General features: G+C 68.6%; 21 protein-coding genes and 2 tRNA genes. 5 read left to right on the top strand and 18 right to left on the bottom strand.

Annotated elements, in window-relative coordinates; genetic code table 11:
* Positions 1-35 precede the first annotated feature (35 nt).
* Positions 36-653 (bottom strand): 30S ribosomal protein S4, encoded by a 618-nt coding sequence (gene rpsD, locus JOE48_RS00945; protein ID WP_007558459.1) that lies wholly within the window; start codon positions 651-653, stop codon positions 36-38.
* A 189-nt stretch (positions 654-842) separates the two neighbouring features.
* Here rpsD and JOE48_RS00940 point away from each other — a divergent pair, with 189 nt between their 5' ends.
* On the top strand, positions 843-1,322 hold the full coding sequence (locus tag JOE48_RS00940; RefSeq protein WP_210026019.1) for a GNAT family N-acetyltransferase: 480 nt from the start codon (positions 843-845) through the stop codon (positions 1,320-1,322).
* Between the two features lie 260 nt (positions 1,323-1,582).
* Here JOE48_RS00940 and JOE48_RS00935 read toward each other — a convergent pair whose 3' ends face one another.
* The gene (locus tag JOE48_RS00935; RefSeq protein ID WP_210026017.1) at positions 1,583-3,217 is read right to left on the bottom strand and encodes an alpha-D-glucose phosphate-specific phosphoglucomutase; all 1,635 of its coding nucleotides are present in this window, start codon (positions 3,215-3,217) and stop codon (positions 1,583-1,585) included.
* A 232-nt stretch (positions 3,218-3,449) separates the two neighbouring features.
* Here JOE48_RS00935 and JOE48_RS00930 point away from each other — a divergent pair, with 232 nt between their 5' ends.
* The gene (locus JOE48_RS00930) at positions 3,450-4,544 is read left to right on the top strand and encodes an alpha/beta hydrolase (protein ID WP_210026015.1); all 1,095 of its coding nucleotides are present in this window, start codon (positions 3,450-3,452) and stop codon (positions 4,542-4,544) included.
* Positions 4,545-4,729: 185 nt separating this feature from the next.
* Here JOE48_RS00930 and scpA read toward each other — a convergent pair whose 3' ends face one another.
* The 9 genes from scpA to JOE48_RS00885 form a co-directional block, all read right to left on the bottom strand.
* A complete protein-coding gene (gene scpA, locus JOE48_RS00925; RefSeq protein WP_210026012.1) occupies positions 4,730-6,895 on the bottom strand; it encodes a methylmalonyl-CoA mutase in 2,166 nt (721 codons plus the stop codon).
* A gap of 266 nt (positions 6,896-7,161) precedes the next feature.
* Positions 7,162-7,959: an SURF1 family protein gene (locus tag JOE48_RS00920; RefSeq protein WP_210026010.1), complete on the bottom strand. Its 798-nt coding sequence runs from the start codon at positions 7,957-7,959 to the stop codon at positions 7,162-7,164.
* A 14-nt stretch (positions 7,960-7,973) separates the two neighbouring features.
* A complete protein-coding gene (cyoD, locus tag JOE48_RS00915; RefSeq protein WP_210026008.1) occupies positions 7,974-8,378 on the bottom strand; it encodes a cytochrome o ubiquinol oxidase subunit IV in 405 nt (134 codons plus the stop codon).
* Positions 8,375-9,007, bottom strand: coding sequence for a cytochrome o ubiquinol oxidase subunit III (cyoC, locus tag JOE48_RS00910; protein WP_210026006.1), 633 nt, complete (start codon positions 9,005-9,007; stop codon positions 8,375-8,377). Before cyoC ends, cyoD begins: the two co-directional genes overlap by 4 nt.
* A 4-nt stretch (positions 9,008-9,011) precedes the next feature.
* Positions 9,012-11,012 carry a cytochrome o ubiquinol oxidase subunit I gene (gene cyoB / locus JOE48_RS00905; protein ID WP_210026004.1) on the bottom strand — a complete coding sequence of 667 codons (2,001 nt, stop codon included), beginning with the start codon at positions 11,010-11,012 and terminating at the stop codon, positions 9,012-9,014.
* 76 nt (positions 11,013-11,088) lie between these two features.
* Complete coding sequence (gene cyoA / locus JOE48_RS00900; RefSeq protein WP_210026002.1) at positions 11,089-12,318, bottom strand: ubiquinol oxidase subunit II; 1,230 nt, start codon at positions 12,316-12,318, stop codon at positions 11,089-11,091.
* Between the two features lie 113 nt (positions 12,319-12,431).
* On the bottom strand, positions 12,432-13,763 hold the full coding sequence (locus JOE48_RS00895) for an MFS transporter (protein WP_210026000.1): 1,332 nt from the start codon (positions 13,761-13,763) through the stop codon (positions 12,432-12,434).
* A 170-nt stretch (positions 13,764-13,933) separates the two neighbouring features.
* The gene (locus JOE48_RS00890; RefSeq protein ID WP_312893402.1) at positions 13,934-16,117 is read right to left on the bottom strand and encodes a glycosyltransferase family 2 protein; all 2,184 of its coding nucleotides are present in this window, start codon (positions 16,115-16,117) and stop codon (positions 13,934-13,936) included.
* A gap of 2 nt (positions 16,118-16,119) precedes the next feature.
* The gene (locus JOE48_RS00885) at positions 16,120-17,163 is read right to left on the bottom strand and encodes a hypothetical protein (protein ID WP_210025997.1); all 1,044 of its coding nucleotides are present in this window, start codon (positions 17,161-17,163) and stop codon (positions 16,120-16,122) included.
* Between the two features lie 218 nt (positions 17,164-17,381).
* Here JOE48_RS00885 and JOE48_RS00880 point away from each other — a divergent pair.
* Together JOE48_RS00880 and JOE48_RS00875 are read left to right on the top strand one after the other, a co-directional pair.
* Positions 17,382-17,500 (top strand) — tRNA-Val (locus JOE48_RS00880).
* A gap of 4 nt (positions 17,501-17,504) precedes the next feature.
* Positions 17,505-17,579: transfer RNA gene (locus tag JOE48_RS00875), tRNA-Val, on the top strand.
* 639 nt (positions 17,580-18,218) lie between these two features.
* On the opposite strand, the gene JOE48_RS00870 is transcribed toward JOE48_RS00875, so the two are convergent.
* From JOE48_RS00870 to JOE48_RS00860, 3 genes are all read right to left on the bottom strand, one after another.
* Positions 18,219-18,407, bottom strand: a complete 189-nt coding sequence (locus JOE48_RS00870) for a hypothetical protein (RefSeq protein ID WP_210025995.1) — start codon at positions 18,405-18,407, stop codon at positions 18,219-18,221.
* A gap of 440 nt (positions 18,408-18,847) precedes the next feature.
* On the bottom strand, positions 18,848-19,180 hold the full coding sequence (locus JOE48_RS00865) for a hypothetical protein (protein ID WP_210025992.1): 333 nt from the start codon (positions 19,178-19,180) through the stop codon (positions 18,848-18,850).
* Positions 19,177-19,581 (bottom strand): hypothetical protein, encoded by a 405-nt coding sequence (locus tag JOE48_RS00860; protein WP_210025990.1) that lies wholly within the window; start codon positions 19,579-19,581, stop codon positions 19,177-19,179. The genes JOE48_RS00865 and JOE48_RS00860 overlap by 4 nt, the downstream gene beginning before the upstream one ends.
* A gap of 337 nt (positions 19,582-19,918) precedes the next feature.
* Between JOE48_RS00860 and JOE48_RS00855 the strand changes: the two genes are divergently transcribed.
* Positions 19,919-20,221, top strand: coding sequence for a hypothetical protein (locus tag JOE48_RS00855; RefSeq protein WP_210025988.1), 303 nt, complete (start codon positions 19,919-19,921; stop codon positions 20,219-20,221).
* A gap of 439 nt (positions 20,222-20,660) precedes the next feature.
* Here the strand turns inward: JOE48_RS00855 and JOE48_RS00850 are convergent, their stop codons facing one another.
* From JOE48_RS00850 to JOE48_RS00835, 4 genes are all read right to left on the bottom strand, one after another.
* Complete coding sequence (locus JOE48_RS00850) at positions 20,661-20,918, bottom strand: hypothetical protein (protein ID WP_210025986.1); 258 nt, start codon at positions 20,916-20,918, stop codon at positions 20,661-20,663.
* Positions 20,919-21,825: 907 nt separating this feature from the next.
* Positions 21,826-22,062 carry a hypothetical protein gene (locus JOE48_RS00845; protein WP_210025985.1) on the bottom strand — a complete coding sequence of 79 codons (237 nt, stop codon included), beginning with the start codon at positions 22,060-22,062 and terminating at the stop codon, positions 21,826-21,828.
* Positions 22,063-22,506: 444 nt separating this feature from the next.
* Complete coding sequence (locus JOE48_RS00840) at positions 22,507-22,761, bottom strand: PilZ domain-containing protein (protein ID WP_210025983.1); 255 nt, start codon at positions 22,759-22,761, stop codon at positions 22,507-22,509.
* Positions 22,762-22,893: 132 nt separating this feature from the next.
* Complete coding sequence (locus tag JOE48_RS00835) at positions 22,894-23,106, bottom strand: hypothetical protein (RefSeq protein ID WP_210025981.1); 213 nt, start codon at positions 23,104-23,106, stop codon at positions 22,894-22,896.
* Positions 23,107-23,274: the final 168 nt, after the last annotated feature.

Below are 23,274 nucleotides of genomic sequence, written 5' to 3'. Positions count from 1 at the left end.
GCAGCCCCTCCACCGATAGCGCTGTCGCGACAGGCTTAGCGGGAGTAGAACTCGATGACGAGGTTCGGCTCCATCTGCACCGGGTAGGGCACCTCGGACAGGCTGGGAATGCGGGTGACGCGGGCAGTCATCTTGGCGTGATCGGCCTCGATGTAGTCCGGCACGTCGCGCTCGGGGAGCTGGGTCGCCACGATGACGATCTCGAGCTGGCGGGAGGATTCCTTGACCTCGATGAGGTCGCCGGCCTTCACCTGGTAGCTCGGGATGTTGACGCGGACGCCGTTGACCTTGACGTGGCCATGGTTGACGAACTGGCGCGCGGCGAACGGCGTCGCCACGAACTTCGCCCGGTAGACCACGGCGTCGAGGCGGCGCTCGAGCAGGCCGACGAGGTTCTCGCCGGAATCGCCGCGCAGGCGGATCGCCTCGGCGTAGTAGCGGCGGAACTGCTTCTCGGTGATGTTGCCGTAGTAGCCCTTGAGCTTCTGCTTGGCGCGCAGCTGCGTGCCGAAGTCGCTCATCTTGCCCTTGCGGCGCTGGCCGTGCTGGCCGGGGCCGTACTCGCGGCGGTTGACGGGGCTCTTCGGGCGGCCCCAGATGTTCTGGCCCATGCGGCGGTCGAGCTTGTGCTTCGCCTGAATCCGCTTCGACATGTTTCGCGTCCTCTCGTGACGAGAATGAGGAACGCGCCCTCCTTTTCCCGGACGTCAGGTCCGGGACGACAGGGCAGGAGGATCCCGCCCACGGGTGCGCGTGAAAACGCCAAGGGGCCCCGTGCGGAGCCCCATCGACGGGCTGCGTCTTAGGGGACAGGGGCGCCGGGGTCAACCATGAGAGGTCGGATGGACGAGTCGGTTGCGGTCCGGCGCGGGGCGCTGGCGGACGTGGAGGCGATCCGGGCGCTGGTCGAGGCGGCCTACACCAAGTGGATCCCGGTGATCGGCCGTCTGCCGATCCCGATGCGGGCGGATTACGCGCAGGCGGTGCGGGACCACCGCTTCGACCTGCTTCTGGCCGGCCCGGATCTCGCCGGACTGATCGAGACGCGAGCCGAGGCCGATCACCTGCTGGTCGTCAACGTGGCGGTGGACCCGGCCTTCCAGGGCCGGGGCTTCGGCAGCCGGTTGATGGGACGCGCCGACGCCGTCGCGGCCGAGGCCGGCCTCGCGCGGCTGCGCCTGTACACCAACAAGAAATATGTCGCGAACCTGCGCCTCTACGGCGCACTCGGCTACCGGGTGGAGCGGGAGGAGCCCTATGCCGGCCCGGGCCGGACCCGGGACGACGACATCACCGTGCACATGGTGAAGGATCTGGCGTGAGGAGCTTGCCGGTCGCTCCCACGGCGTCCGTGACCGCCAACCCGGTCATTCCGGGACTGCGCAGCAGGGCCCGGAATCCAGATCCTCCCGGCGTGCTCGGCGGGACACCGTCGGCGGTTGTGGGTTCCGGGCTCGCCTGCGGCGCCCCGGAACGACGTGCTGGTTGTCGCCCAGCCCGGACCGAAGACGGTGTCCCCCGTCGCTCTCGTGCCTTCGTGAGGTCTCCGGATGGCTTCGCTCCGTCCGCGAGGACGGCGTGTTCAGGTCACCACGCTCGGCTCGGCCCGGCCGGTGCGGGGCGCGATTTCGGCGATCGCGCCGGCGGCGGCCGCCACGGGCGCCAGCACCTCGGCCACCGGCAAATCGAGCCGGTCGGGCGCGTTCTCGTAGCGCTCCAGGTAGACCCGCAGCGTCGCCCCGGCGGTGCCGGTGCCCGAGAGCCGGAACACCGCCCGCGCGTCCTCGGCGAAGCCGATCCGGATGCCCTGGCGCTCGGTGAGCGAGCCGTCGACGGGATCGCGATAGGCGAACTCGTCGGCCGTCGACACCGTGAGGTCGCCGATCCGCGTGCCCGGCAGCCCGGCGAGCGTTTCGCGCAACCCATCCATCAGGCCATTGGCGGCGTCCGAATCCACTTCTTCGTAGTCGTGGCGGGCGTAGTAGTCGCGCCCGTAGGTCTGCCAATGGGCGCGCACCAGCGCGTCGGCGCGCTCGCCCGTCGCGGCCAGGATGTTGAGCCAGAGCAGCACCGCCCAGAGCCCGTCCTTCTCGCGCACGTGGTTCGAGCCGGTGCCGGCGCTCTCCTCGCCGCACAGGGTGATCAGCCCGGCATCCAGGAGATTGCCGAAGAACTTCCAGCCTGTGGGGGTCTCATAGGCCTTGATGCCGAGCGCGGCCGCGACCCGGTCGGCGGCGCGGCTCGTCGGCATGGAGCGCGCGACGCCCGCCAGCCCGCCCGCGTAGCCCGGCGCCCGGTGGGCATGGGCGGCGAGCAGGGCGAGGCTGTCGCTCGGCGTCACGAACAGGCCCGGGGCCACGATCATGTTGCGGTCGCCGTCGCCGTCCGAGGCGGCGCCGAAATCCGGCGCGTCCGGCCCCTGCATCAGGTCGAACAGATCGTGGCAATGGACCGGGTTCGGATCCGGGTGGTGGCCGCCGAAATCCTCCTTCGGGACCGCGTTGACCACCGTGCCGGCCGGCGCGCCGAGCATCCCCTCGAGGATCGCCGTCGCGTAAGGCCCGGTCACCGCGCTCATGGCGTCGAAGCGCATGCGGAAGCCGGAGGCGAACAGGCGCGACACAGCTTCGAAATCGATCAGCGTGCGCATCAGTTCGGCGTAGTCGGCCACCGGATCGATCACCGTGACCGTCATGGCGCCCAGCCGCGTGTCGCCGAGCCGGTCGAGGTCGAGGTCCGGAGCCTCCACGAGGCGGTATTCCGTCAGCGCCTTGGCCTGCGCGAAGATGGCGTCGGTGACGGATTCCGGCGCCGGGCCGCCATTGGCGGCGTTGAACTTGATGCCGAAATCGCCGTCCGGCCCGCCCGGGTTGTGGCTCGCCGACAGCACGATGCCGCCGAGCGCCTTCGATTTCCGGATCACGCAGGAGGCGGCCGGCGTCGAGAGCAGGCCGCCTTGCCCGACCAGGACGCGGCCGAAGCCGTTGCCGGCGGCGAGACGCAGTGCCTTCTGCACCACCTCGCGGTTGAGGAACCGGCCGTCGCCGCCGAGCACCAGGGTCGCGCCGGCCTTGTCGGGCAGGGTGTCGAAGATCGCCTGGACGAAATTCTCGACGTAGTTCGGCTGCCGGAACACCGGCACCTTCTTGCGCAGGCCGGAGGTGCCCGGCTTCTGGTCGGGGAAGGGCGTGGTCGCGACGGTGGTCGGAGTCGTCATAAGCGGGCGTCTCCCGGGATCTCCCGCCTCAATGCCCGTCCGGGAGCTTGGCGTCACCAGCCCCGGCGACAGGGACGGGCTTTTTTCACGCGGTCTCGCCGGATCTGGCGACGGAATCCACCGCTTGTCCAACCGGCTGCGCCGCGGGGCGTTGCGCCGGACGACACCCGTCGGTTGAATCGCCCGAGCCGCCACGCAAGGCGGGCCGGAGGAAGCCCTGATGGACAGACCGATGCGCACAGATCCGAACGCGGCGCGGCCGAGCCGGGGCTTGGCCCGGCGCGAGCTGGTTGGAGCACTCGCGGCAGGCGTGGCATTGGCAGCCGCGCCCGCTGCGGCGGCCGCCCCGGCGGCGCGGCTGGCGACGGAGGAGTTCCGCCTGCCGTGGAGCGAGCCGGGCATCGACATCTACGTGCGCAACAAGCGTCCCGCCGGAACGGAGCGGTTTCCGGGCGACCGGATCCTGCTTTACGTCCATGGGGCGACCTACCCGGCCTCCACCGCTCTCGACCTGCCCCTCGGCGGGATGTCGGCGATGGACTATCTCGCGGGCCTGGGCTTCGACGTCTACTGCGTGGATCTTCCGGGCTACGGCCTGTCCGGACGTCCTGCGGTCATGAACGCGCCCGCGGCCGACAACCCGCCCTTCATGCGCACCCCCGACGCCGCCAAGGTCGTGGGGCAGGTGGTGGACTTCATCACCCGGCGCCGCGGGGTCGAGAAGATCAACCTGATGGGCTGGTCCTGGGGAACCTCGACGATGGGGCTCTACACCAGCACTCACAACGACGCGGTCAACCGGCTCGTCCTCTACGCGCCGCAATGGCTGGCGCGCACGCCGGCCCTGATCGGCGGCAACGGGCCGCTCGGCGCGTACCGCAGCGTCAGCCGGGACAGCGCCCAGGCGCGCTGGTTGACCGGGGTGCCCGAGGACAAGAAGGCCGAGCTGATCCCGCCGGGCTGGTTCGAACAGTGGGCCGACGCGACTTTCGCGACGGACCAAGCCGGCGCCAAGCAGACGCCGCCGGTCCTGCGTGCCCCGAACGGTGTGGTGGCCGACTCGAGGGAGTTCTGGCAGGCTGGCAAGCCGCTCTACGACCCGGGCGAGATCCGCGTGCCCGTGCTGATCATCCACGCCGAATGGGACGCGGACCTGCCGAGCTACCAGGCGCAGGAATACTTCACCAAACTCACGCACGCCCCTTACAAGCGCTTCGTCGAGCTGGGGGAGGGCACCCACACGGTGATGATGGAGAAGAACCGCATGCAGTTCCTCCACGAGGTCGGGGCCTTCCTCACCGAGGCGGACCCTCAGGCGCTGAACTGAGCGGCCGATCCCGTACCATCGCCTCATCCTGAGACGCGGCGCAGTCGCCTCGAAGGAGAGCTCCAGGGATCGCGCGGCCGGCTGGAGGGCTCCTTCGAGGCCTCCGCTTCGCTCCGGCGCTCAGGATGCGGTGTATGGGTGGGAGGGACCGAGGCGGCCGGACCGGCCGCCTCGGAAGGCGGGCCCTACTCCGCTGCCTGCCGCGCCGCGTAGCCCAGCCGCTCGTTCAGCGCCCGGATCAGCTTGACCGCCGCCTCGGCGATCACCGTGCCGGGCGGGAAGATCGCCGCCGCGCCGGCCGCCGTCAGCGCCGCGTAGTCGCCCGGCGGGATGACGCCGCCGATGGCGATCATCACGTCGTCCCGGCCCTGCTCGGTGAGCGCCGCCTTCAGCTCCGGCACCAGCGTCAGGTGGCCGGCGGCCAGCGACGAGACGCCGACGATGTGCACGTCGTTCTCCACCGCCTGCCGGGCGGCCTCCGCCGGCGTGGCGAAGAGCGGCCCGATATCGACGTCGAAGCCGAGATCGGCGAAGGCCGAGGCGATCACCTTCTGGCCGCGATCGTGCCCGTCCTGGCCCATCTTGGCGACCAGGATGCGCGGCCGGCGGCCGTCATTCTCCTCGAACGCCTCGACCAGCGCCCGGACTTCCTCGACCACTGGCGACATGCCCCCCACCTCGCGCTTGTAGACGCCCGAGATCGAGCGGATCTCGGCGCGGTGCCGGCCCCAGGCCTTCTCCAGGGCCTCGGAAATCTCGCCCACCGTCGCCTTGGCGCGGGCGGCCTCGACGGCGAGTTCCAGCAGATTGCCGGCGCCGTCCGCAGCCTGGGTCAGCGCGTCGAGCCGGGCCGAGACCGCGGCCTCGTCGCGCTCGGCGCGCAGGCGCTTCAGCTTGTCGATCTGGAGCCGGCGGACATTGCCGTTGTCGACCCGCAGCAGCTCGATGGCCATGTCGTCATCGGCCCGGAACTTGTTGATGCCCACGATGGTCTGGCGGCCGGAATCGATCCGGGCCTGGGCGCGGGCAGCGGCCTCCTCGATCCGCAGCTTCGGGATGCCGGCCTCGATCGCCTTGGCCATGCCGCCGAGCCCGTCGACCTCGCGGATGTGCTCCCAGGCCCGGGCGACCATGTCGGCCGTGAGCTTCTCCACGTAGTAGGAGCCGCCCCACGGATCGACGATCCGGGTGGTGCCGCTCTCCTGCTGCAGGAACAGCTGGGTGTTGCGGGCGATCCGGGCCGAGAAGTCGGTGGGGAGCGCCAGCGCCTCGTCGAGCGCGTTGGTGTGGAGTGACTGGGTGCCGCCCTGCGTCGCCGCCATCGCCTCGATATTGGTGCGGGTGACGTTGTTGAACACGTCCTGGGCGGTGAGCGACCAGCCCGAGGTCTGCGAGTGGGTGCGCAGGGCCAGAGACTTTTCGGACTTCGGATCGAACCCCTTCACGAGCTTCGCCCAGATCAGGCGCGCGGCCCGCATCTTGGCGATCTCCATGAAGAAGTTGGTCGAGATCGCCCAGAAGAACGACAGGCGCGGGGCGAACTGGTCGATGGTCAACCCGGCCGCGAGACCCGCCTTGATGTACTCGACGCCGTCGGCGAGCGTGTAGGCGAGTTCCAGGTCGTTCGTCGCCCCGGCCTCCTGCATGTGGTAGCCAGAGATCGAGATCGAGTTGAACTTCGGCATGTTCTTCGACGTGTAGGCGAAGATGTCCGAGATGATCCGCATCGATCCCTTGGGGGGATAGATGTAGGTGTTGCGGACCATGAACTCCTTGAGGATGTCGTTCTGGATCGTGCCGGCGAGCTTCTGCGGCGGCACGCCCTGCTCCTCCGCGGCCACGATGTAGAGGGCGAGGATCGGCAGCACCGCGCCGTTCATCGTCATCGACACGGTCATCTCGTCGAGGGGAATCCCCGAGAACAGCGTGCGCATGTCGTAGATCGAGTCGATCGCGACACCCGCCATGCCGACATCGCCCGAGACGCGGGGATGGTCGGAATCGTAGCCGCGGTGGGTGGCGAGGTCGAAGGCGACCGACAGGCCCTTCTGCCCGGCCGCGAGGTTGCGGCGGTAGAAGGCGTTCGAATCCTCGGCCGTGGAGAAGCCGGCATATTGCCGGATGGTCCAGGGCTGGGTGACGTACATGGTCGGGTAGGGGCCGCGCAGGAACGGCGCGATCCCCGGATAGGTGTCGAGGAACTCGATGCCCTCCCGGTCCTCCGGCCCGTAGCGGCCCTTCACCGGGATGCCCTCCGGCGTCATCCAGGGTTCGCCGAGCGCCGGAGCCGCGACCGCGAGCGATTCGCCGGCGAGCGGGATTTCGGCGAAGTTCGGGATGCGGGAGGTCATGGCGTTGACTCGTTATGGCGTTTGTCATGCCATTATAGGGACCCGCTCGGAGCGGGCTACTCCCCTATCGGCCGAGCCAGCCGCGCGACAGGCCGGTTTTGCAGGGTGCGGGCCCGCCGTCTCGAGGACGTGAGGGCAGGGGCCGGAGCGACCCGCTCGACGCGCGTGGCCGAGGGTGGTCGCGCAAGGACTACCCGTCATTCCGGAGCGCCGCAGGCAAGCCCGGAATGACGGCGCCGCCGTGGATGCGTCAGGATCCGCCTGGATCACCCGCGAGGCAGCCCGCGCGCCTCGGCAACCGGGTCCTTCCCCCGCCCGCCACGCAGCAGGTAGACCATCGCGCCCGCCAGCATCAGCGCCATCCCGTACCACGTGATCGCGTAGACGAGGTGGTTGTTGGGGAAGGCGATCACCGTGAGGCCGCCCACCGGCAGGCCGCCGGGATTGGGCGTCGCGTCCGCGTCCACGAAGTAGGGGGCGGCGTCGGTGAGCCCCCGAGCCGCCGCGATCGCCGCCACGTCGCGGGAGTACCAGCGGTCCTCCTTGGGATCGTTCGAGCGCAGGAAGGCGCCCTTGGGCTCGGTCAGCCGCAGGAGACCGGTCACCGAGGTCGCACCCGGGACCTGGCCGGGCTCCCGGGTCGTCGGATCCCGGCGGTCGCCGGGTACGAAGCCGCGATTGACCAGCACGAGGCTACCGTCGGGCCGGCGGAGCGGCGTCAGCACCCAGAAGCCGCCGCCGCGCTCCGTGACGGCCTGCACCAGCGTCTCGCGGTCGTGCAGGAAGATGCCCGAGACCGTGACATGCCGGTAGGCGTCGTCAGGGCCGATGCGCGGCCAGTCCGCGGGGCCCGGGGCCGGCAGGGGCGGGGCGTGGACCCGGGCCTCGACCCGGGCGATCAGGTCCAGCTTCCAGGCCCGCCGTTCCACCTGCCACGTGCCGAGCCCGAGCAGGACAACGAACACGAGGCCCGCACCGACGCCGAACACGAGGCGCCGCAGCAACGAGAGCGGGGCCGGGGGGGAGGCCGGATCGCCCCCCCCTCCCGACCCCGCGGGCCTCATTGCCGGACGCGCGCTCAGCGGGCGTTGTTCATGACGTCGTGGGCATCCATCGGCATCATGTTGTGGTTGAGGTGGTACATCACCCACACCGAGCCGGCGAGCATGATCACCACCAGCGTGATGGTGAAGATCAGCGCCATGAAGGTCCAGCCGCCCTCCGACTTCGTGCTCATGTGCAGGAAGTAGACGACGTGCACGACCATCTGGACGCCGCCGAGCGCCAGGATGACCAGCGAGGTGACGAGGCTGTTGTCGAGGACGTTGCCCATCACCAGCCAGAACGGGATCACCGTCAGGATCACCGACAGGACGAAGCCCGTCATGTAGCTCTGGAAGCTGCCGTGGCCGCCCTCGCTGTGGGCGTGCGTATCGTGCGTGTCCTGGCCGTGGCCGGTGAGGCGGTGTGCGTCGGCGCTCATTCGAGCACTCCCATCAGGTAGACGACGGTGAAGACGCCGATCCAGATCAGGTCGAGGAAGTGCCAGAACATCGACAGGCACATCAGCCGGCGCTTGTTCGCGACGATCAGGCCGCGCTTGCCGACCTGCACCATCAGAACGACGAGCCACAGGATGCCCATGGAGACGTGCAGGCCGTGGGTCGACACCAGGGTGTAGAACGAGGACAGGAACGCGCTGCGCCAGGGCGGTGCGCCCTCGTGGAACAGGTGGACGAATTCCCGGATCTCCAGGGCCACGAAGGCGACGCCGAACAGGCCGGTGACGGCCAGCCAGATCTGGGTCTGTTTCACCCGGTCCCGGTCCATCTCCAGCATGGCGAAGCCGTAGGTGATGGACGAGAACAGCAGCATGGCGGTGTTCACCGCGATGCCCGGCAGGTCGAACAGCTCCTTCGGGGTGGGCCCGGCCGCGTAGCTGCGCCCGAGCACCCCGTAGGTCGCGAACAGGGTCGCGAAGATGAGGCAGTCGCTCATCAGGTAGAGCCAGAACCCGAGCATGGTCGAGCCCTCGGAATGATGGCCCTCCTCGTCGGTCTGGTAGAAGACCGGCGCCGCGGCGCCGGGGGGTGCAGTCTCCGCGTGCATCATCGGATCACGCCATCTCCAGTTCGCGCGTCCGCTGACCTTCCGTCCGACTGACGACGTCGGCGGGAATGTAGTAGTCGCGATTGTAATTAAAGGTGTGCGCGATCGCCACGACGAAGATCGCCACGAAGGTGAGCGCCGCCAGCCACCAGACGTACCAGACCATGGCCAGGCCGAAGGTGAAGTTCAGGGCCGCCAGGATTGCGCCGGCCGCGGTGTTCTTGGGCATGTGGATCGGCCGGTAGCCCTTGAGCGGGCGGTCGAAGCCGCGGTTCTTCATGTCCCACCACGCGTCGGAATCGTGGACCACCGGCGTGAAGGCGAAGTTGTAGTCCGGCGGCGGCGAGGAGGTGGACCATTCCAGCGTCCGGCCGCCCCACGGGTCGCCGGTGAGGTCGCGCAGCTTGTCGCGGTTCCGGATCGAGACGACGAACATCACGATCTGTGAGGCGATGCCGCAGGCGATCAGCGCCGCGCCGATGGCGGCGATCACGAACCAGATCTGCAGCGACGGGTCGTCGAAGTGCTGCATGCGCCGGGTCACGCCCATCAGGCCGAGCACGTAGAGCGGCATGAAGGCGACGTAGAAGCCGGTCACCCAGAACACGAGGGCCACCTTCCCCCAGAACTCGTCGAGCTTGAAGCCGAAGGCCTTGGGGAACCAGAAGGTCACGCCGGCGAACATGCCGAACAGCACGCCGCCGATGATCACGTTGTGGAAGTGCGCGATCAGGAACAGCGAGTTGTGCAGCACGAAGTCGGCCGGGGGCACCGCCAGGAGGACGCCGGTCATGCCGCCGATCACGAAGGTGACGATGAACGCCACCACCCAGAGCATCGGCACCTCGAACCGGATCCGGCCGCGGTACATGGTGAACATCCAGTTGAAGATCTTCGCGCCCGTCGGGATCGAGATGATCATGGTCGTGATCCCGAAGAACGAGTTCACGTCCGCGCCCGAGCCCATCGTGAAGAAGTGGTGCAGCCACACGAGGTAGGCGAGGATGGTGATCACCACCAGCGCGTAGACCATCGAGGTGTAGCCGAACAGGCGCTTGCCGCAGAAGGTCGAGGTGATCTCCGAGAACACGCCGAAGGCCGGCAGGATCAGGATGTAGACTTCCGGGTGACCCCAGATCCAGATCAGGTTGAAGTACAGCATGGCGTTGCCGCCGAGGTCGTTCGTGAAGAAGTGCGTGCCGACGTAGCGGTCGAGCGACAGCATCGCGAGAACGGCCGTGAGGATCGGGAAGGCGGCCACGATCAGGATGTTGGTGCACAGCGACGACCAGACGAAGATCGGCAGCTTCATCATGGTCATGCCGGGCGCCCGCATCTTCACGATGGTGGCGATCAGGTTGATCCCTGAGAGCAGCGTCCCGATACCGGCGATCTGCAGCGCCCAGATGTAGTAGTCGACGCCGACGCCGGGGCTCATCGCCGCCCCGGAGAGCGGCGGGTAGGCGAGCCAGGTGGCGCGGGAGAACTCGCCGACGAACAGCGAGACCATCACCAGCATACCGCCGGCCACCGTCATCCAGAAGCTGAAATTGTTCAGGAACGGGAAGGCGACGTCGCGGGCGCCGATCTGCAGCGGCACGGCGAAGTTCATGAGCCCCGTGACGAACGGCATCGCCACGAAGAAGATCATGATCATGCCGTGGGCGGTGAAGATCTGGTCGTAGTGGTGCGGCGGCAGGAAGCCCTGCTCCTGGCCGAACGCGACCGCCTGCTGCGAGCGCATCAGGACCGCGTCGGCGAAGCCGCGCAGCAGCATCACGCCCGCGAAGATGCAGTACATGATACCGATCTTCTTGTGGTCGATCGACGTGATCCAGTCACGCCACATCGGCCCCCAGAAGCGGTAGTAGGTGATGACGCCGAGCACCGCGAGGCCGACCACGGCGACGCCCGCGAACGTCGCCTGCAGAATCGGCTCGTGATAGGGGATCTGCTCGATCGTAAATCGTCCGAAGAGCAGCTGCTGTAGGTCTAGGTTTGCGAACATGGGATCGGCCCGTTCAGTGGGTTCGACGGCGACCGCCGGTCATGTGTGTGGAGTCCGCTGTCATCGGCGCGCGGCCTCATTGGTTCAGCTGCTTCGGGGCGATCTGGCCGCCCTCGCTCTGGCCCTCGCCGGAGCCCTTGCCCTGGCTGTCGGGCGCCTTCTGGTCCCGGACATCCGGGTTGCCCATGTCGGGCCGCGGCTGCATGCCCTGGGGCTGCGTCTGGCCGTGCGGCCCGGTCTCGGAAGCCGGCGCCGTCGCGCCGGGCCCCTCGACGCCGCGCTCGGCAAGGCGGTTGTCGTATTGCAGCCGCTTGTAGTTCGCCGCCGCCTCCTCGCCCGAGGCGCCGCCCTGGGCGTCGATCTTCGTCATCTCGCCGACGCACATCTGGTCGGGACGCGGGCACATGCCGATGATCCGGTCGTAGAGGCCCTTCATGTACGACTTGTAGAACCGCGCCGGCTCGGCCTCGCTCGGCTCCTCGAGCTTGAGATAGGCCTCCTGCGTGAGCTCACCGCCCTGGGCCTTGGCCTTGGCGATCCACTGGTCGAAGCCCTCGTTGGTCACGCCGTGGAACTTGAAGAACATGTTGGAGAAGCCGGCGCCGCTGTAATGCGCCGAGCGGCCCTCGTAAGCGCCCTCGCGGTTGATCACCGCGTGGAGCTGCGTCTGCATCCCCGGCATCGCGTAGACCATGCCGGCGAGCGTGGGCACGTAGAACGTGTTCATCACGTCGGTCGCGGTAATCTTGAAGCGGATTGGCCGATCCACGGGCGCGGCCAGCTCATTGACCGTGGCGACCCCGTATTGCGGGTAGAGGAACAGCCACTTCCAATCCATGGCGATCGCCTCGACCTCGAGCGGCTGGGTGCCGGCCGGGACGTCGCGCTTGGGATCGATCTTGCTGAGCGGCCGGAACGGATCGAGGGTGTGGGTCCCGATCCAGGTGAGCGCGCCGAGCGCGATGATGATCATCAGCGGCGCCGTCCAGATCAGCACCTCGAGCTGCGTCGAGTGGTGCCAATCCGGATCGTAGACCGCATCCTCGTTGGTGGCGCGGTAGCGCCACGCGAAGATCAGCGTGAAGGCGATCACCGGCACGATGATCAGGAGCATCAGCCCGGTCGCCGCCAGCACGAGGTTGCGCTGCTGCTCGGCGACGTAGCCGGCCGGGTGCAGGACCACGAAGTTGCAGCCGCCCAGCAGGGTCAGGAGCGGCAGGGCGAGGAGCGGCAGCAGGCGCCGCCCACGGCCGCCTCGGCGGGTCGCAGTGTCGGTCCTGTCCGGTCGAGGGGTCGAAGAGGTCACAGCACGCGTCTCGTTATCCCATGCCGCTGCCGCGGCGCTTCTGCCGTGCCGCGCGAGGCGGCGTTCCTGTCGGTCAACGGGCGGCCGGCGGCCTGTGCCGCGGGCCGGACCGGCTACATCTGACGCATTTCCGAGCGGTCGGTGAACAGGGCCACCAAGCTGCAGGCCGCACCGGACAGGAGGTACACGCCGATCATCGCGAGCCCGTAGCGCTGCGAAAGGAACAGCGCGACGAGCGGCGCGAAACCGGCCCCGAGCAGCCACGCGAAGTCGGACGTGAGCGCGGCGCCGGTGTAGCGGTAGTGGTTGCCGAGGCGGGCGCTCACCGCACCCGCGGTCTGGCCGTAGGCGAGGCCGAGCAGCATGAAGCCGATCGTGACGTAGATCGTCTGGCCAATGGCGCTCTCGCCGAACAGGAGCGGCGCGATGATGCTGCCGATCGCGAAGAAGCCGATCAGCGAAGAGCTCATGATCAGGCAGTTGCGGCGGCCGATCTGGTCGGCGATCAGCCCGGAGGCCGCGACCGCGCCGGCGCACACGATGGCGCCCGAGAACTGCACGATCAGGAACTCCCCCGGCGAGCGGGTGGTGCTGTTCAGCGCCAGCCACGCGATCGGGAAGATCGTCACGAGGTGGAACAGCGCGAAGGCGGCCAGCGGCACGAAGGCGCCGCGGATCACGTCGCCGGCATGGTGGCGGAACAGTTCCAGGGCCGGGACCGGGCGCAGCCGGTCGAGATCCATCATCCGGGCGAACTCGTCTGTGGCGACCAGGCGAAGCCGTGCGAACAGGGCGACCACGTTGATGGTGAAGGCGCAGTAGAACGGGAAGCGCCAGCCCCAATCGATGAAGTCGGCCTCGTCGAGGTTGACCAGGAAGAACGCGAACAGGGCGCTCGCCACCGTGAAGCCCAGCGGCGCGCCGAGCTGCGGGATCATCGCGTACCAGCCGCGGCGCTCGCGCGGCGCGTTCATGGCGAGCAGCGAGGCGAGGCCGTCCCAGGCGCCACCCAGCGCCAGGCCCTGCAGCACCCGCAGGCCGGCGAGGATGTAGACCGCCGAGATGCCGATGCTGTCGTAGCGCGGCAGGAAGCTCACCGCCGCCGTCGAGCCGCCGAGCAGGAACAGGGCCGTGGTCAGCTTGACGCTGCGGCCGTGGCGCCGGTCGATCGCCATGAACAGCACGGTGCCGATCGGGCGGGCGATGAAGGCGAGGGCGAAGATCGCGAAGGCGTAGAGCATGCCTTTGAGCGGATCGACGAAGGGGAAGAACACCTTCGGGAAGACCAGCACGCAGGCGATGCCGAACACGAAGAAGTCGAAGTATTCGGACGCACGTCCGATCACCACGCCGATGGCGATCTCGTTGGGATGGACCTTGTGGTCCCCCGTCGCCTGCTGGGCGTCGCGCTCAAGGCCCGTGACCGTAGGGGTGTTCGCACTCATTTCTGGTTGCTGCCCTCGCCGCGCGCCCGCCTGGACGCCTTGGCCGGAACCGCCTCATGCGGCATGTCCAGAGGTATCGCAACCGGCTCCGGACGCAAGTTCACCCACTGACGCACGCATAGCACCATGTCGTCGCGGGCTGCCGACAGCATCCGCGGGACCGGCGCGGCTCAGACCCGGTAATGCGCCGAGTTCCGTGACAGGTTGATGTTGTAGTAGGGGTCTGCACGCAGCTCGGGCCCCCAGCGATCCAGCATGGTCAGCACCTCGCCTTCGAAGCGCTTCTGCTTCTCGGGCGTGTCCTCGGCGCCGCGGCTCTTCGACTCGTGGTGGATCAGCTTCGCGAAGGGCGTCCAGACGATCCGGTAGCCGGCCCGGCGGATCTTCAGGCAGAGATCGACGTCGTTGAAGGCGACCTTCAGGTCGACCGCGTCGAACCCCCCGACCTCGGTGAAGACCTCGGCCCGCATGGCCAGGCATGCGCCGGTGACCGCCGAGACCTCGTGGGCGATGACCATCCGGCAGAAATAGCCCGGATCCGCATCCGCGACGCCGAGATGGCTGTGGCCAGCCACCCCCCCGATTCCCAGGACGATGCCGCCATGCTGGATGGTGCGGTCCGGATAGAGCAGCTTGGCCCCGACGGCGCCGATCTCCGGCCGAACCGCGTGGCGGACCAACTCGGCGAGCCAGCCGGGCTCGAGCACCTCGATGTCGTTGTTGAGGAACAGGAGCACCGCGCCGGTCGCGGCGGCGGCACCCCGGTTCGACAGATCCGAGAAGTTGAACGCGCCCGGTACCTTCACGACGCGGACCCGCGGATCGTCCCGGTAGCGGGCGAACAGGGCCGCGGTCTCGGGCTCGCGGCTGTCGTTGTCGACGATCACCACCTCGATGTCGGGGTAGTCGGTCGCGCCGAGCAGCCCGTCAAGGGTCACCGACAGGATCTCGGCCCGGTCCCGGGTCGGGATGATCGCGGAGACCCGCGGCGGCGGTGCCGGCAGCGGCCGGATCAGGCGGTTGAAGCCGCCGGGACCGCGTTCCGCCCGGCCGCCCCAGGGGGCCACGACCTCCGCGAGGGCCTGCAGGCGCGCCGCTTCGGCCCGGGCGAGCGACCGGTCCGAGAAGGTGCCTGAGCCCTGCGCGGCCCGCCAGTGATAGAGCACCCGCGGAATATGGCAGATGCGGGCGGGATCGGCGCCGTTCGTGAGCCGGAGCAGCAGGTCGTGGTCCTGGCTGCCCTCGAAGCCGGGGCGCAGCCCGCCGACGGCGCGCAAAGCCTCGGTGCGCACCACCGTGAGATGGTTGATGTAGTTCTGCGCGTAGAGCAGCTCGCGGTCGAAGCCCGATTTGAAATGCGGGTCGAACCGGCGGCCGCGCCCGTCGATCTTGTCCTCGTCGCTGTAGATCAGCACGAGATCCGGATCACGGCGGAGCGCCCGGGCGACCTCGTAGAGCGCGTCCACGGTGAGCGCGTCGTCATGGTCCATGAAGGCGCAGACCACGCCCCGGGCCAGGCCCAGCGCGTCGTTGGTCGCGCGGGCGATGTGGCCGTTCTTCGACCGGGTGTGGACGCGGATGCGCGGATCGGCCTCGGCCGCCTGGGCCAGGATCTTCGGGATCGCGGGGCGCGTCGAGGCGTCGTCGACGACGCAGAGCTCCCAATGCGGGTAGAGCTGCGCGCGCAGCGACGCCAGGGCGGCCCGCAGCACCTTCGGGTCGGGGTCGTGCACCGGCATCAGCACGGAGATCAGGGGCGGGTCGGCCCAGTCCGCGATCTCGGCGGCGATCCCGTCCCGCTCCGCACGGCGCAGCGCATGGGTCCCGAGCCAGGCCTCGTAGCCGGTCACCCGCCGGTGGCGCAGGGCCCGCCCGAGGAAGCCCCGCGCGCGCACCTTCTTGCCGAGGACGCGCCAAGTGAGCGCCTGCGCGGTCAGGCCGGGCTCGCGCATCAGGCCGCGCAGGGCCAGGACCGGTCGGGCGAGGCGGCGCACCGAGATCCGGCGCAGCCGGGCCGGAACCCGCCCGGCCGGATCGGCCACGCGCAGCTCGACGATATTGCCGGGCAGGCGGCCGATCCACGCGAAGGCGCCCCCGCCCCGCGCCTCCTGGGGCAGCACCGATCCCGGACGCCCGTCCGGCCCGACGAAGCTGATATCCGGGACCGTATCGCGGCCCTCGGCCGGGTCGTTGGACAGCGTGATCTCGACCCAGCGATCCGCGAGGTCCAGAAGCGCGACGCGCAGCCCGTCCGGCGCGGCCCGGGCCGGCAGGGTGCGGCGCGCGCGCCAGAGCCCGGTCAGGTGCGCCGGCGGGAGGCGAAGTTCGGGCGCCTCCGGCCCGGTCGGCCGCACCGTCAACTCCAGCTCTTGTCGACCGAGGCCTTCACGGCATCCGACATGGCCACATCGAACACGATCATCTCCTCGACCGCCTTGACGGACCTGAGGCGCTCGGCCAGCGCCTGGGTCTCGGCGGGTATTGCGGGCAGGACCGGGATCGGCGCGCCGATGCCGAGCCGGTCGAACAGGGTCGACGCGAAGGCGGGAAACCGGGTCTTGTGCCCGACGATGCCGACCCGGGCGAGGATCTCGATCGCCGCGATAGAATTGCCCGGATGCAGCCGGTCCTCCGGCATGCGGGTTCCGAGCTGGCGCGTCAGCGGGTTGTAGAGCAGCCGGTAGGCGGATTCCGGCAGCATGCGGAAGAACCGTTTGAGGCTTTTCACGTCGGTGAAGTCATACTCGTCCGCGAAGGCCGCGGCCTCGGCGAGCGGGCCCAGGCGCCAGCTGCGCGCGGGATCGGCGGCGTCGCCGGTCCGCGCCTTCAGCCAGAGCATGCGGGTCGCCATCTCGATCTGCGGCTCCTGCAGCAGGATCGCGGTGATCATCAGGTCCGGCGTCAGGAAATTCTCGTAGCGCGGGATCGTCACGGCTCCGGACAGGAAGGCCGACGGGGCGGCCGGGCCGGTCAGCACGCAGGTCAGGATCTCGTCCGGCAGCTTGTGGACGCCGAAGTAGCAGTGCTGGAAATGCGGGAAGAGCGCGGCCTGGAGCACGGCCTCAGGCTCGATGCCGGTGTTGATCAGCATCGTGCGCAGCCGCACCCGACCCTCGGACGGCACGCGCCGGTAGACCAGCACGTTGGTATCGGCGTCGTAGAGCTCCAAACGCGGGAACTCGGGCAGCCCGGGCACCTCGCCCGGAGTGACCAGGAAGGTGCATTGGCCGGTCGCGTGCCAGCCATTGCGCTTGAAGACCTCGTCCGTGAAGCTGGCCGGGATCTCGGCCACGCGTCGCCCGTCGACCGAGACCACGACCCGGCTGATGGCGAGGGGATTGTCCGGCACGATCCAGCCGCGGATCGAGTCACCGTGATCATGGTCGATGAAGTATCGCATGTCCCGTAGCGTGAGGCGGCGGCGTGCCGGCGCCGTGTGTCGCGGCGCGGCCGGATGCCGAGCGGCAGGCCCATAGCGCATTTTTCCGCCGGCGTGCACCATAACGGCTCCGCCGGCTGGATCGGCGATTGCGGCTGCCCGGCGCTCAGGTACCGCTTGCGCGCTCGCCGGGCAGCCGCTATAGGCCCCGCCCACCGGAGTTCAAACGGCTCCGGCCCGGGCGCGTAGCTCAGCGGGAGAGCACTACCTTGACAGGGTAGGCGGCACTCCTCATAAGTCGCTGAGATACATGGACTATTTCGATGGCGTCCAGGTTCGGCGAACCTGATCGCGGTCGATCAGGAGACGTAGCACAGCGGTAGTGCATTCCCTTGACATGGGAAAGGTCACAGGTTCGATCCCTGTCGTCTCCACCATTAACGCTCTGATGGCACTGGTTTTTTCCAGAACGGCGTCCCACAGGAAATGTCATTGCAGGTTCACTGAACCTGGAGCGGGTGCGCCGAACCCGTCGCGGCCCGACGCGGCCTTTGGAACGAGATTCGGACCTTTGTCGAGCTCGAACGCGGCAGCCCCTCTGCTCAAAGCTTCCGGCGAGATCCGCGCATAAATCGCGCCGGTCATGTTCGGGCTTGGAATGGCCGAGGTCGCTCGCGATCTCCTCCATTGGAAGGCCTGCCTCTGCCTGTCGGACGGCAGCCGAGTGCCGCGGCCTGTGCGGATGAACATGCGGCAGACCGAATTTCTTCGTCGCTGCAGCCAGCCCGCCGCCAAGGCCGCCGGTGTCACCGACCCACGGGATCGACGCCGCCGGCCTCGCGACCGAAGCGGACTGGCTCGCGAAACTTGGCGGCGCAGAGACGACGCGCGCCTGATGGGCGGCGCGCGTTCGGACGATCGTGGCGCCGCCAGCCCCGCTCTGCGCGTCGCATTCGACCTTGCGGTTGAGGCGCCGCGTGCGCAGGGCCACAGCGTTGTGGCCCGATGACGATTCCGATCGCTGGCGGATCCCACCGGCGATGAGCCGATGCGCGGCTCGGTGAGGGGATGGCGGATCAGCGCGGCGTGCCACTGCCACGCCCGCCATCATCCCAGGCGGGGACTGGCGGCTCGAGGGGCGCGACAGGCGTGCTCGCGACGAGCAGAGCCAGCATCGCACTGCGTGGGTTGAGCAGGATGGCCGGCGGCTCGCCCGTGATGAGGCGCCAGCGTTCGACGAAGACGGCCGTCGGCAGATCGGCCATCGCACCCGCGCGGGACGTCGGGCAATCCTGTGGCGTCTGCGCGGGTATACCCATGCGCTCTGAACGGACACAGGCCCCTTTCGGCCCATTCTATCCGGCCGAGATGGTGAAAAGGACGTTCCCGCGATCGTCCATGGAACGGTTCGCCCCCGGCCGTGGCGGGCCGCCCTGCGCATGTGCCTGCGACGGAAGACGAAAGACCACGTCCCGTCTCGTGCACGCGACGCGGTTCCTGCGCGACAAGCACCTCACCGGCGGTGGCCGCCGGACACCACAGAGGAGGAGACGGTCACGATCCCATTCTTGGACACCGGCCCGCGTGATCCGCGGCCGGCAGCGTCTCCCCCCAAGATCAGGTCACGGTGCAGGCCGTGACGGATTCCGACCGCGGAGGAACGGAAGACACCCCGGTGACGCGGACTGTCATAGAGACAGCTGAATCAGCGATAGCAGCTCACGGCCTCGGGCTCGGCAGAGCGCAGGGATTTGAGCATCGCCTCCGTGAGCGCTGCTTGGACTGCGAGGGCAATCAGCTCCTGCTTGCGGTCGACACCTTGCTTGATACGATATGCGATCTCGAACGCCACGTGGTTCCGCAACAGATGCCTGGGGGCTACTGAAAGCTTGTCTATGTAATTGTCTATGAAATCTGCGGCCGAGACATACGCGTCTTGAGCAAGCTGAACCTGATCGGGTCTCATAGTTGCCGCCATCGCTACCCAGTCATAGCGTTTCCATCCTTTTTGTGCCGGCCACATCTTGATTAAAGTCAATCTTGCCGAAATTCCAGGCGTGGTAAGTTACGGACTGTCACATCGTCCGACACAGGCGTTACGCCCGCCTGACGGGTGTCACGCCCGTTCCAGGCCTCGGCGAGCCGCTCGCGAGCCTGCCTCCGGCACCGGTCGAAGCTGCGCCGCCAGATCCCGAACGCGCGGCGGTAATCCGTGATCGTGCTGGCCGGGCCGTCGCGCCCGGAAGCCAGCGCCAAGAACACGATCCGATCGAAGGCGGCCGCCGTCTCGCGCGAATCGTTCGGCGGCGTCCGGTTGGCCAGGACGCTGACGATGCCTGCAGCGGGAAACGCCATGAGTGCGGCGATCCGCCGATGCCCGGCATCGCGGCCCGCCATGGCCGGCGGGTCCGGCCCCTCGATCCCCAGCAGGCTCGGCATCGGCACGGGGTCCGGGAGCCTCTACGCCTCGCAGGGCGGGCAATCGCCGGCTCCGTGGCCCGGCAAGCCCTGAGCGCCTTCCAGAAGGACCGGCATACGATCGTGATCGAGCCCGGTGGAGGCTTGTCCGCCCGTCTCTCAGCCTCCTCGCAGACCGACCCCGTGCGCCTGCAGACACGCGCGCGTCGACGCAGCCGCGAATGCAATAATCGCGCTTAACATACCTTGTCATCTATCCGCCGACGCGTTCGAAAACTGACCGAAACCGGCAGGGCTCTTGTGAAGCCCGGCCGTTTCCGCGACCATCGGCCGGCGAGCAGCACCGATGGAGTGTGCGATGACGCCGGACGAGGCCAAGACGCTCAGCAGCACGATCCAGGATCTGGCCGACGTCGCCGGGGGGCGAGCCGCGCTGCACCTCAAGATGGCGACGATCTTCTTCGCGACCGAACTGATTCGCGCCCTCGTGGAGCGGCAGGCTCTGGCATCCTCGGACATCGTCGAAGTCTGCGATGCGCTCGACCGGCGGGCCATGCGGTTGGCCCAGGACCTGCCGCGGGCGGCGCAGGACATGGCGGAGATGTCCGCCTCGGTGCGCGCGGAGATCACGGGTCAAGTCGGCAGCGTCGTGTTGAGCTGACGCGCGCACCCGACGCAGCCGCCGCCTCGGCCTGAACGGATGGAAGGGCCGGGCGCTCACGCGACGCGCCCGGCGATGGCGCACAGGATGCCGACGCCGAGCATGTCCGGTTCCGGCGCGAGGCGGTGGCGTGACGGGCGCGGCTCAGACCACGTGTGCGGGCAGCGCCATGAGCTGCACGGACTGGAACAAGGCGAACGCCAAGCTGCCCGCCATCGTCCAGCCGACCGCAAGATCGGACGCGGTCATACCCTTGGTCATCGGGTTTCTGGTCATGGCATTCTGGACCACCCCCCGTCCCGGAGGTTGAGCGACCGTCGCTCGGCCACCCAGGGTGGAGGTCTGGCTGCGCCCGGTGTCTCGGGAATTGCGTCGACCATCGCGCGTCATCCCGACTTCGCACCGCCAGCGGCGAGGGCGCGGTGGCGTGAACGCCGCTTCAACGGCCCGGGATCGGCGCTTCCAGCGCGGACGGGCCCTGCCGCACGATCTGGCCCATCGGAGCATCGGACCAGTTCTGATCCGGCTGCGGCATCGCCCAAGCCAACGCCGCGATGGCAGCGAAGCAAAAGCCGACGCAGAGCAGCGCTGCCACGATCTGGCCAGCCGGCGCGCGCTGATGCCAAGCGCGTTCCACCAAGACAGAACCGGCGCCCCACGTCGCGACAATGAGGAGCGGGAAGAGACCCGTCAGCATCGAATTCATCGGCTGGCCCTTTCAGCGGCCAGCGATTTGGAGAAAGGCGCCGAGGTCGAGATCCCCGTGCGACGGTTGTCTGCTATCACCTCTGTCGCTGAGGGCCCCGCTGATGGTGGTCCCGACGCGCGGGGCAGGGTCTTGCCACGCCGCGACCGTGCTCGCTGTTCCGAAGAATGCGAGCCCGAGGCAAGCACAATCAAAGACTTTCATGCGTCGGGAGGGGTGTCGGACCGCGCGCTCATGAGCCAGCACAGAGCGTGCTGCGGCCTCGATTATCGTGGCATGATCCGTGAGCATGTCGCCCTCTGTCCTGGCCGCCGTATTGCGGTCTCAGACGGAGGACTAGGAGCTCCGACTTACAGGGCGATGTCCTGCCTGTTGCAGCTGAAATCTGCAGCGCTCGAAGTTTTTGCCGCTGCAATGTGCCGAACGAACCGCCTCGAGCTGCGGGATGCCCACGGCCGCCTACACCATCGCGGAGCAGCCTGGCCGGGCCCGGCACTCAGCCCGGCGGGTCCGAGCCGGCCACCCTCCGTCCGGGCTCTGCCGGCTCCCGGCGCCCAGCGGGGGCGGATGCAGAGCATCCAGGCGATCCACGCGAAGGCGGCGCCGCCGATCGCGGCGGACACCAGAACGGCGGGTTCGATCCGTGGCGCGGCCCCGCACAAGACCAGCCCCGCCAGAAGCCCCGCCGCGGTTCCGATCGCCGTCGTCGGCAGCCCTGCCGCGTGCAGCTTCGGGGGCGCTCGCCGTCACCCCACGGGGCTGCCCGCCGCCTGGCGGTCATCGTAGCGACCTCGGGTTACTCGGCCGTGCATCCCGAGCGGTCGCGCCCGCGCGACCCGATGTCCCCGTGGCGGGCCCTCCGGCGACCGGCCGGACCGGCAAGACGATGCGGGGCCGCTCACATCGTCGGATGCGAGGCCGGCGGTATCCACGGGTGCGAGGCCTCGTGCTGCCAGGTGGGGTGACGCGCATCCAGCTTCACGTGCTGGCCAACATACACGGTCGCGAGGAAGCCCAGCAGCAGGACCAGGGCCAAGGTCACGGCGTCCGGATGCTTGCGCGCACCATGGATGCCGACGCACCCCAGCGTGAAGGCTGCCGCCAGGGCCAGGGAGACGAGCGTGTCGCGCGACATCGGGAACACCGCATGCGTGTCGAAGCCGCTCCTTCGCGTGCCGCCTCGACGACGAGGGCGGCACGAAGCTGCAGGGAGTAGACGTTCGAGACCGCCCCAACCATCCCGTCCTGTCCCGGCTATCGTTCGCCCCCGCCTCGGCACCGCGGCGGCGTGACGAAGCGCGCTCCGCAGCCACGCCCGCCACCGCCAGAGGACGAACACCGCCACGCCGGCGACGCCGTCCGAGGCTATCGCTGATCCGTCGACCCGGGGGCGACGAGCGTCGTGCATGTGGAACTCGCCTGCCCGCGGCGCGTGGCTGCAGACGGGGACGAACCGGCCCGGTACGGATGAGGCCAGGACCGTCCCCTCATGCGTCAGCCTGTGCCGACCGCGTGACTGAGACCGTTCCACGGGACAGGGTGGGAGTACCCGAAACCGGTGGTGGTTCACAGGGCAGGCTCAGGCATCCGTGAACACCACGCCGAACCGTGCGCCGGTACGCCTGACGACGGCACAACGCCGCGAGGCTTGGTCGATCGCCGTCACCAGGGTGAATGTCTCCGGCACGGCATCATCCTCGCCAGCCTCGACCAGTGCACCGGTGTCGGACATGTTCCAGACAAGGCATCGCAGCCGTCTGTCGTTGCCTTCGGCGACGATGTGGCCGGCGCTGAAGCACTCTGTCCTGCCCGACAGGCGTTTTTCACTCGTCATGCTGATTCCTGAAGCAACCGAAGGTATTGAAAGAGATCCTCTCCTCCGAACCCGTTAGAAGCAGATTTCGATCGAATAAATCTCTCAGATTATGCTTAACCGAACATAGACGCCGCAGGTAAAACTACCTTTCTAGACCGTGATATCCACAACGCGCCGCTGTGAAGCTGGCCGTGAGCGCCCGGCATCCTGCTCCAGCGCAAGGGTGTCGGAGAGGCGTGATATCTCGACCGAGACGGTATGCGGACGCGGATCACGCTGGAGCGCCGCGTCGCGGCGCGCGGATTGGATCATCTCCGTCGCACGAACCACGCCGACCGTGTTGATCGAGGTAGAAATCGTCATGACTCGAACCTCCCAAAGCAGATTCTGAGCACGCGGCCAGTGACCAGACCGTTTGGTGGATCCCACCAATTCGACGCATTCGGCCTGATCGGCCTCAACAGGCTCTCAACCCTCCGCCTCGTCGCCCTGGCCCTGTCTGGCCCCGCCATTCGGGTCCGTGCTGTCCTC

It is taken from the genome of Methylobacterium sp. PvR107, assembly GCF_017833295.1.
Classification (GTDB): domain Bacteria; phylum Pseudomonadota; class Alphaproteobacteria; order Rhizobiales; family Beijerinckiaceae; genus Methylobacterium.
This window is presented reverse-complemented; position numbering and strand designations above follow the sequence as displayed.

Coding starts and splice junctions, on each gene's coding strand:
- rpsD (WP_007558459.1), bottom strand. CDS start 653: ATGTCGAAGCGGATTCAGGCGAAGCACAAGCTCGACCGCCGCATGGGC.
- JOE48_RS00940 (WP_210026019.1), top strand. CDS start 843: ATGGACGAGTCGGTTGCGGTCCGGCGCGGGGCGCTGGCGGACGTGGAG.
- JOE48_RS00935 (WP_210026017.1), bottom strand. CDS start 3,217: ATGACGACTCCGACCACCGTCGCGACCACGCCCTTCCCCGACCAGAAG.
- JOE48_RS00930 (WP_210026015.1), top strand. CDS start 3,450: ATGCGCACAGATCCGAACGCGGCGCGGCCGAGCCGGGGCTTGGCCCGG.
- scpA (WP_210026012.1), bottom strand. CDS start 6,895: ATGACCTCCCGCATCCCGAACTTCGCCGAAATCCCGCTCGCCGGCGAA.
- JOE48_RS00920 (WP_210026010.1), bottom strand. CDS start 7,959: ATGAGGCCCGCGGGGTCGGGAGGGGGGGGCGATCCGGCCTCCCCCCCG.
- cyoD (WP_210026008.1), bottom strand. CDS start 8,378: ATGAGCGCCGACGCACACCGCCTCACCGGCCACGGCCAGGACACGCAC.
- cyoC (WP_210026006.1), bottom strand. CDS start 9,007: ATGATGCACGCGGAGACTGCACCCCCCGGCGCCGCGGCGCCGGTCTTC.
- cyoB (WP_210026004.1), bottom strand. CDS start 11,012: ATGTTCGCAAACCTAGACCTACAGCAGCTGCTCTTCGGACGATTTACG.
- JOE48_RS00895 (WP_210026000.1), bottom strand. CDS start 13,763: ATGAGTGCGAACACCCCTACGGTCACGGGCCTTGAGCGCGACGCCCAG.
- JOE48_RS00885 (WP_210025997.1), bottom strand. CDS start 17,163: ATGCGATACTTCATCGACCATGATCACGGTGACTCGATCCGCGGCTGG.
- JOE48_RS00870 (WP_210025995.1), bottom strand. CDS start 18,407: ATGGCCGATCTGCCGACGGCCGTCTTCGTCGAACGCTGGCGCCTCATC.
- JOE48_RS00860 (WP_210025990.1), bottom strand. CDS start 19,581: ATGCCGAGCCTGCTGGGGATCGAGGGGCCGGACCCGCCGGCCATGGCG.
- JOE48_RS00855 (WP_210025988.1), top strand. CDS start 19,919: ATGACGCCGGACGAGGCCAAGACGCTCAGCAGCACGATCCAGGATCTG.
- JOE48_RS00850 (WP_210025986.1), bottom strand. CDS start 20,918: ATGCTGACGGGTCTCTTCCCGCTCCTCATTGTCGCGACGTGGGGCGCC.
- JOE48_RS00845 (WP_210025985.1), bottom strand. CDS start 22,062: ATGTCGCGCGACACGCTCGTCTCCCTGGCCCTGGCGGCAGCCTTCACG.
- JOE48_RS00840 (WP_210025983.1), bottom strand. CDS start 22,761: ATGACGAGTGAAAAACGCCTGTCGGGCAGGACAGAGTGCTTCAGCGCC.
- JOE48_RS00835 (WP_210025981.1), bottom strand. CDS start 23,106: ATGACGATTTCTACCTCGATCAACACGGTCGGCGTGGTTCGTGCGACG.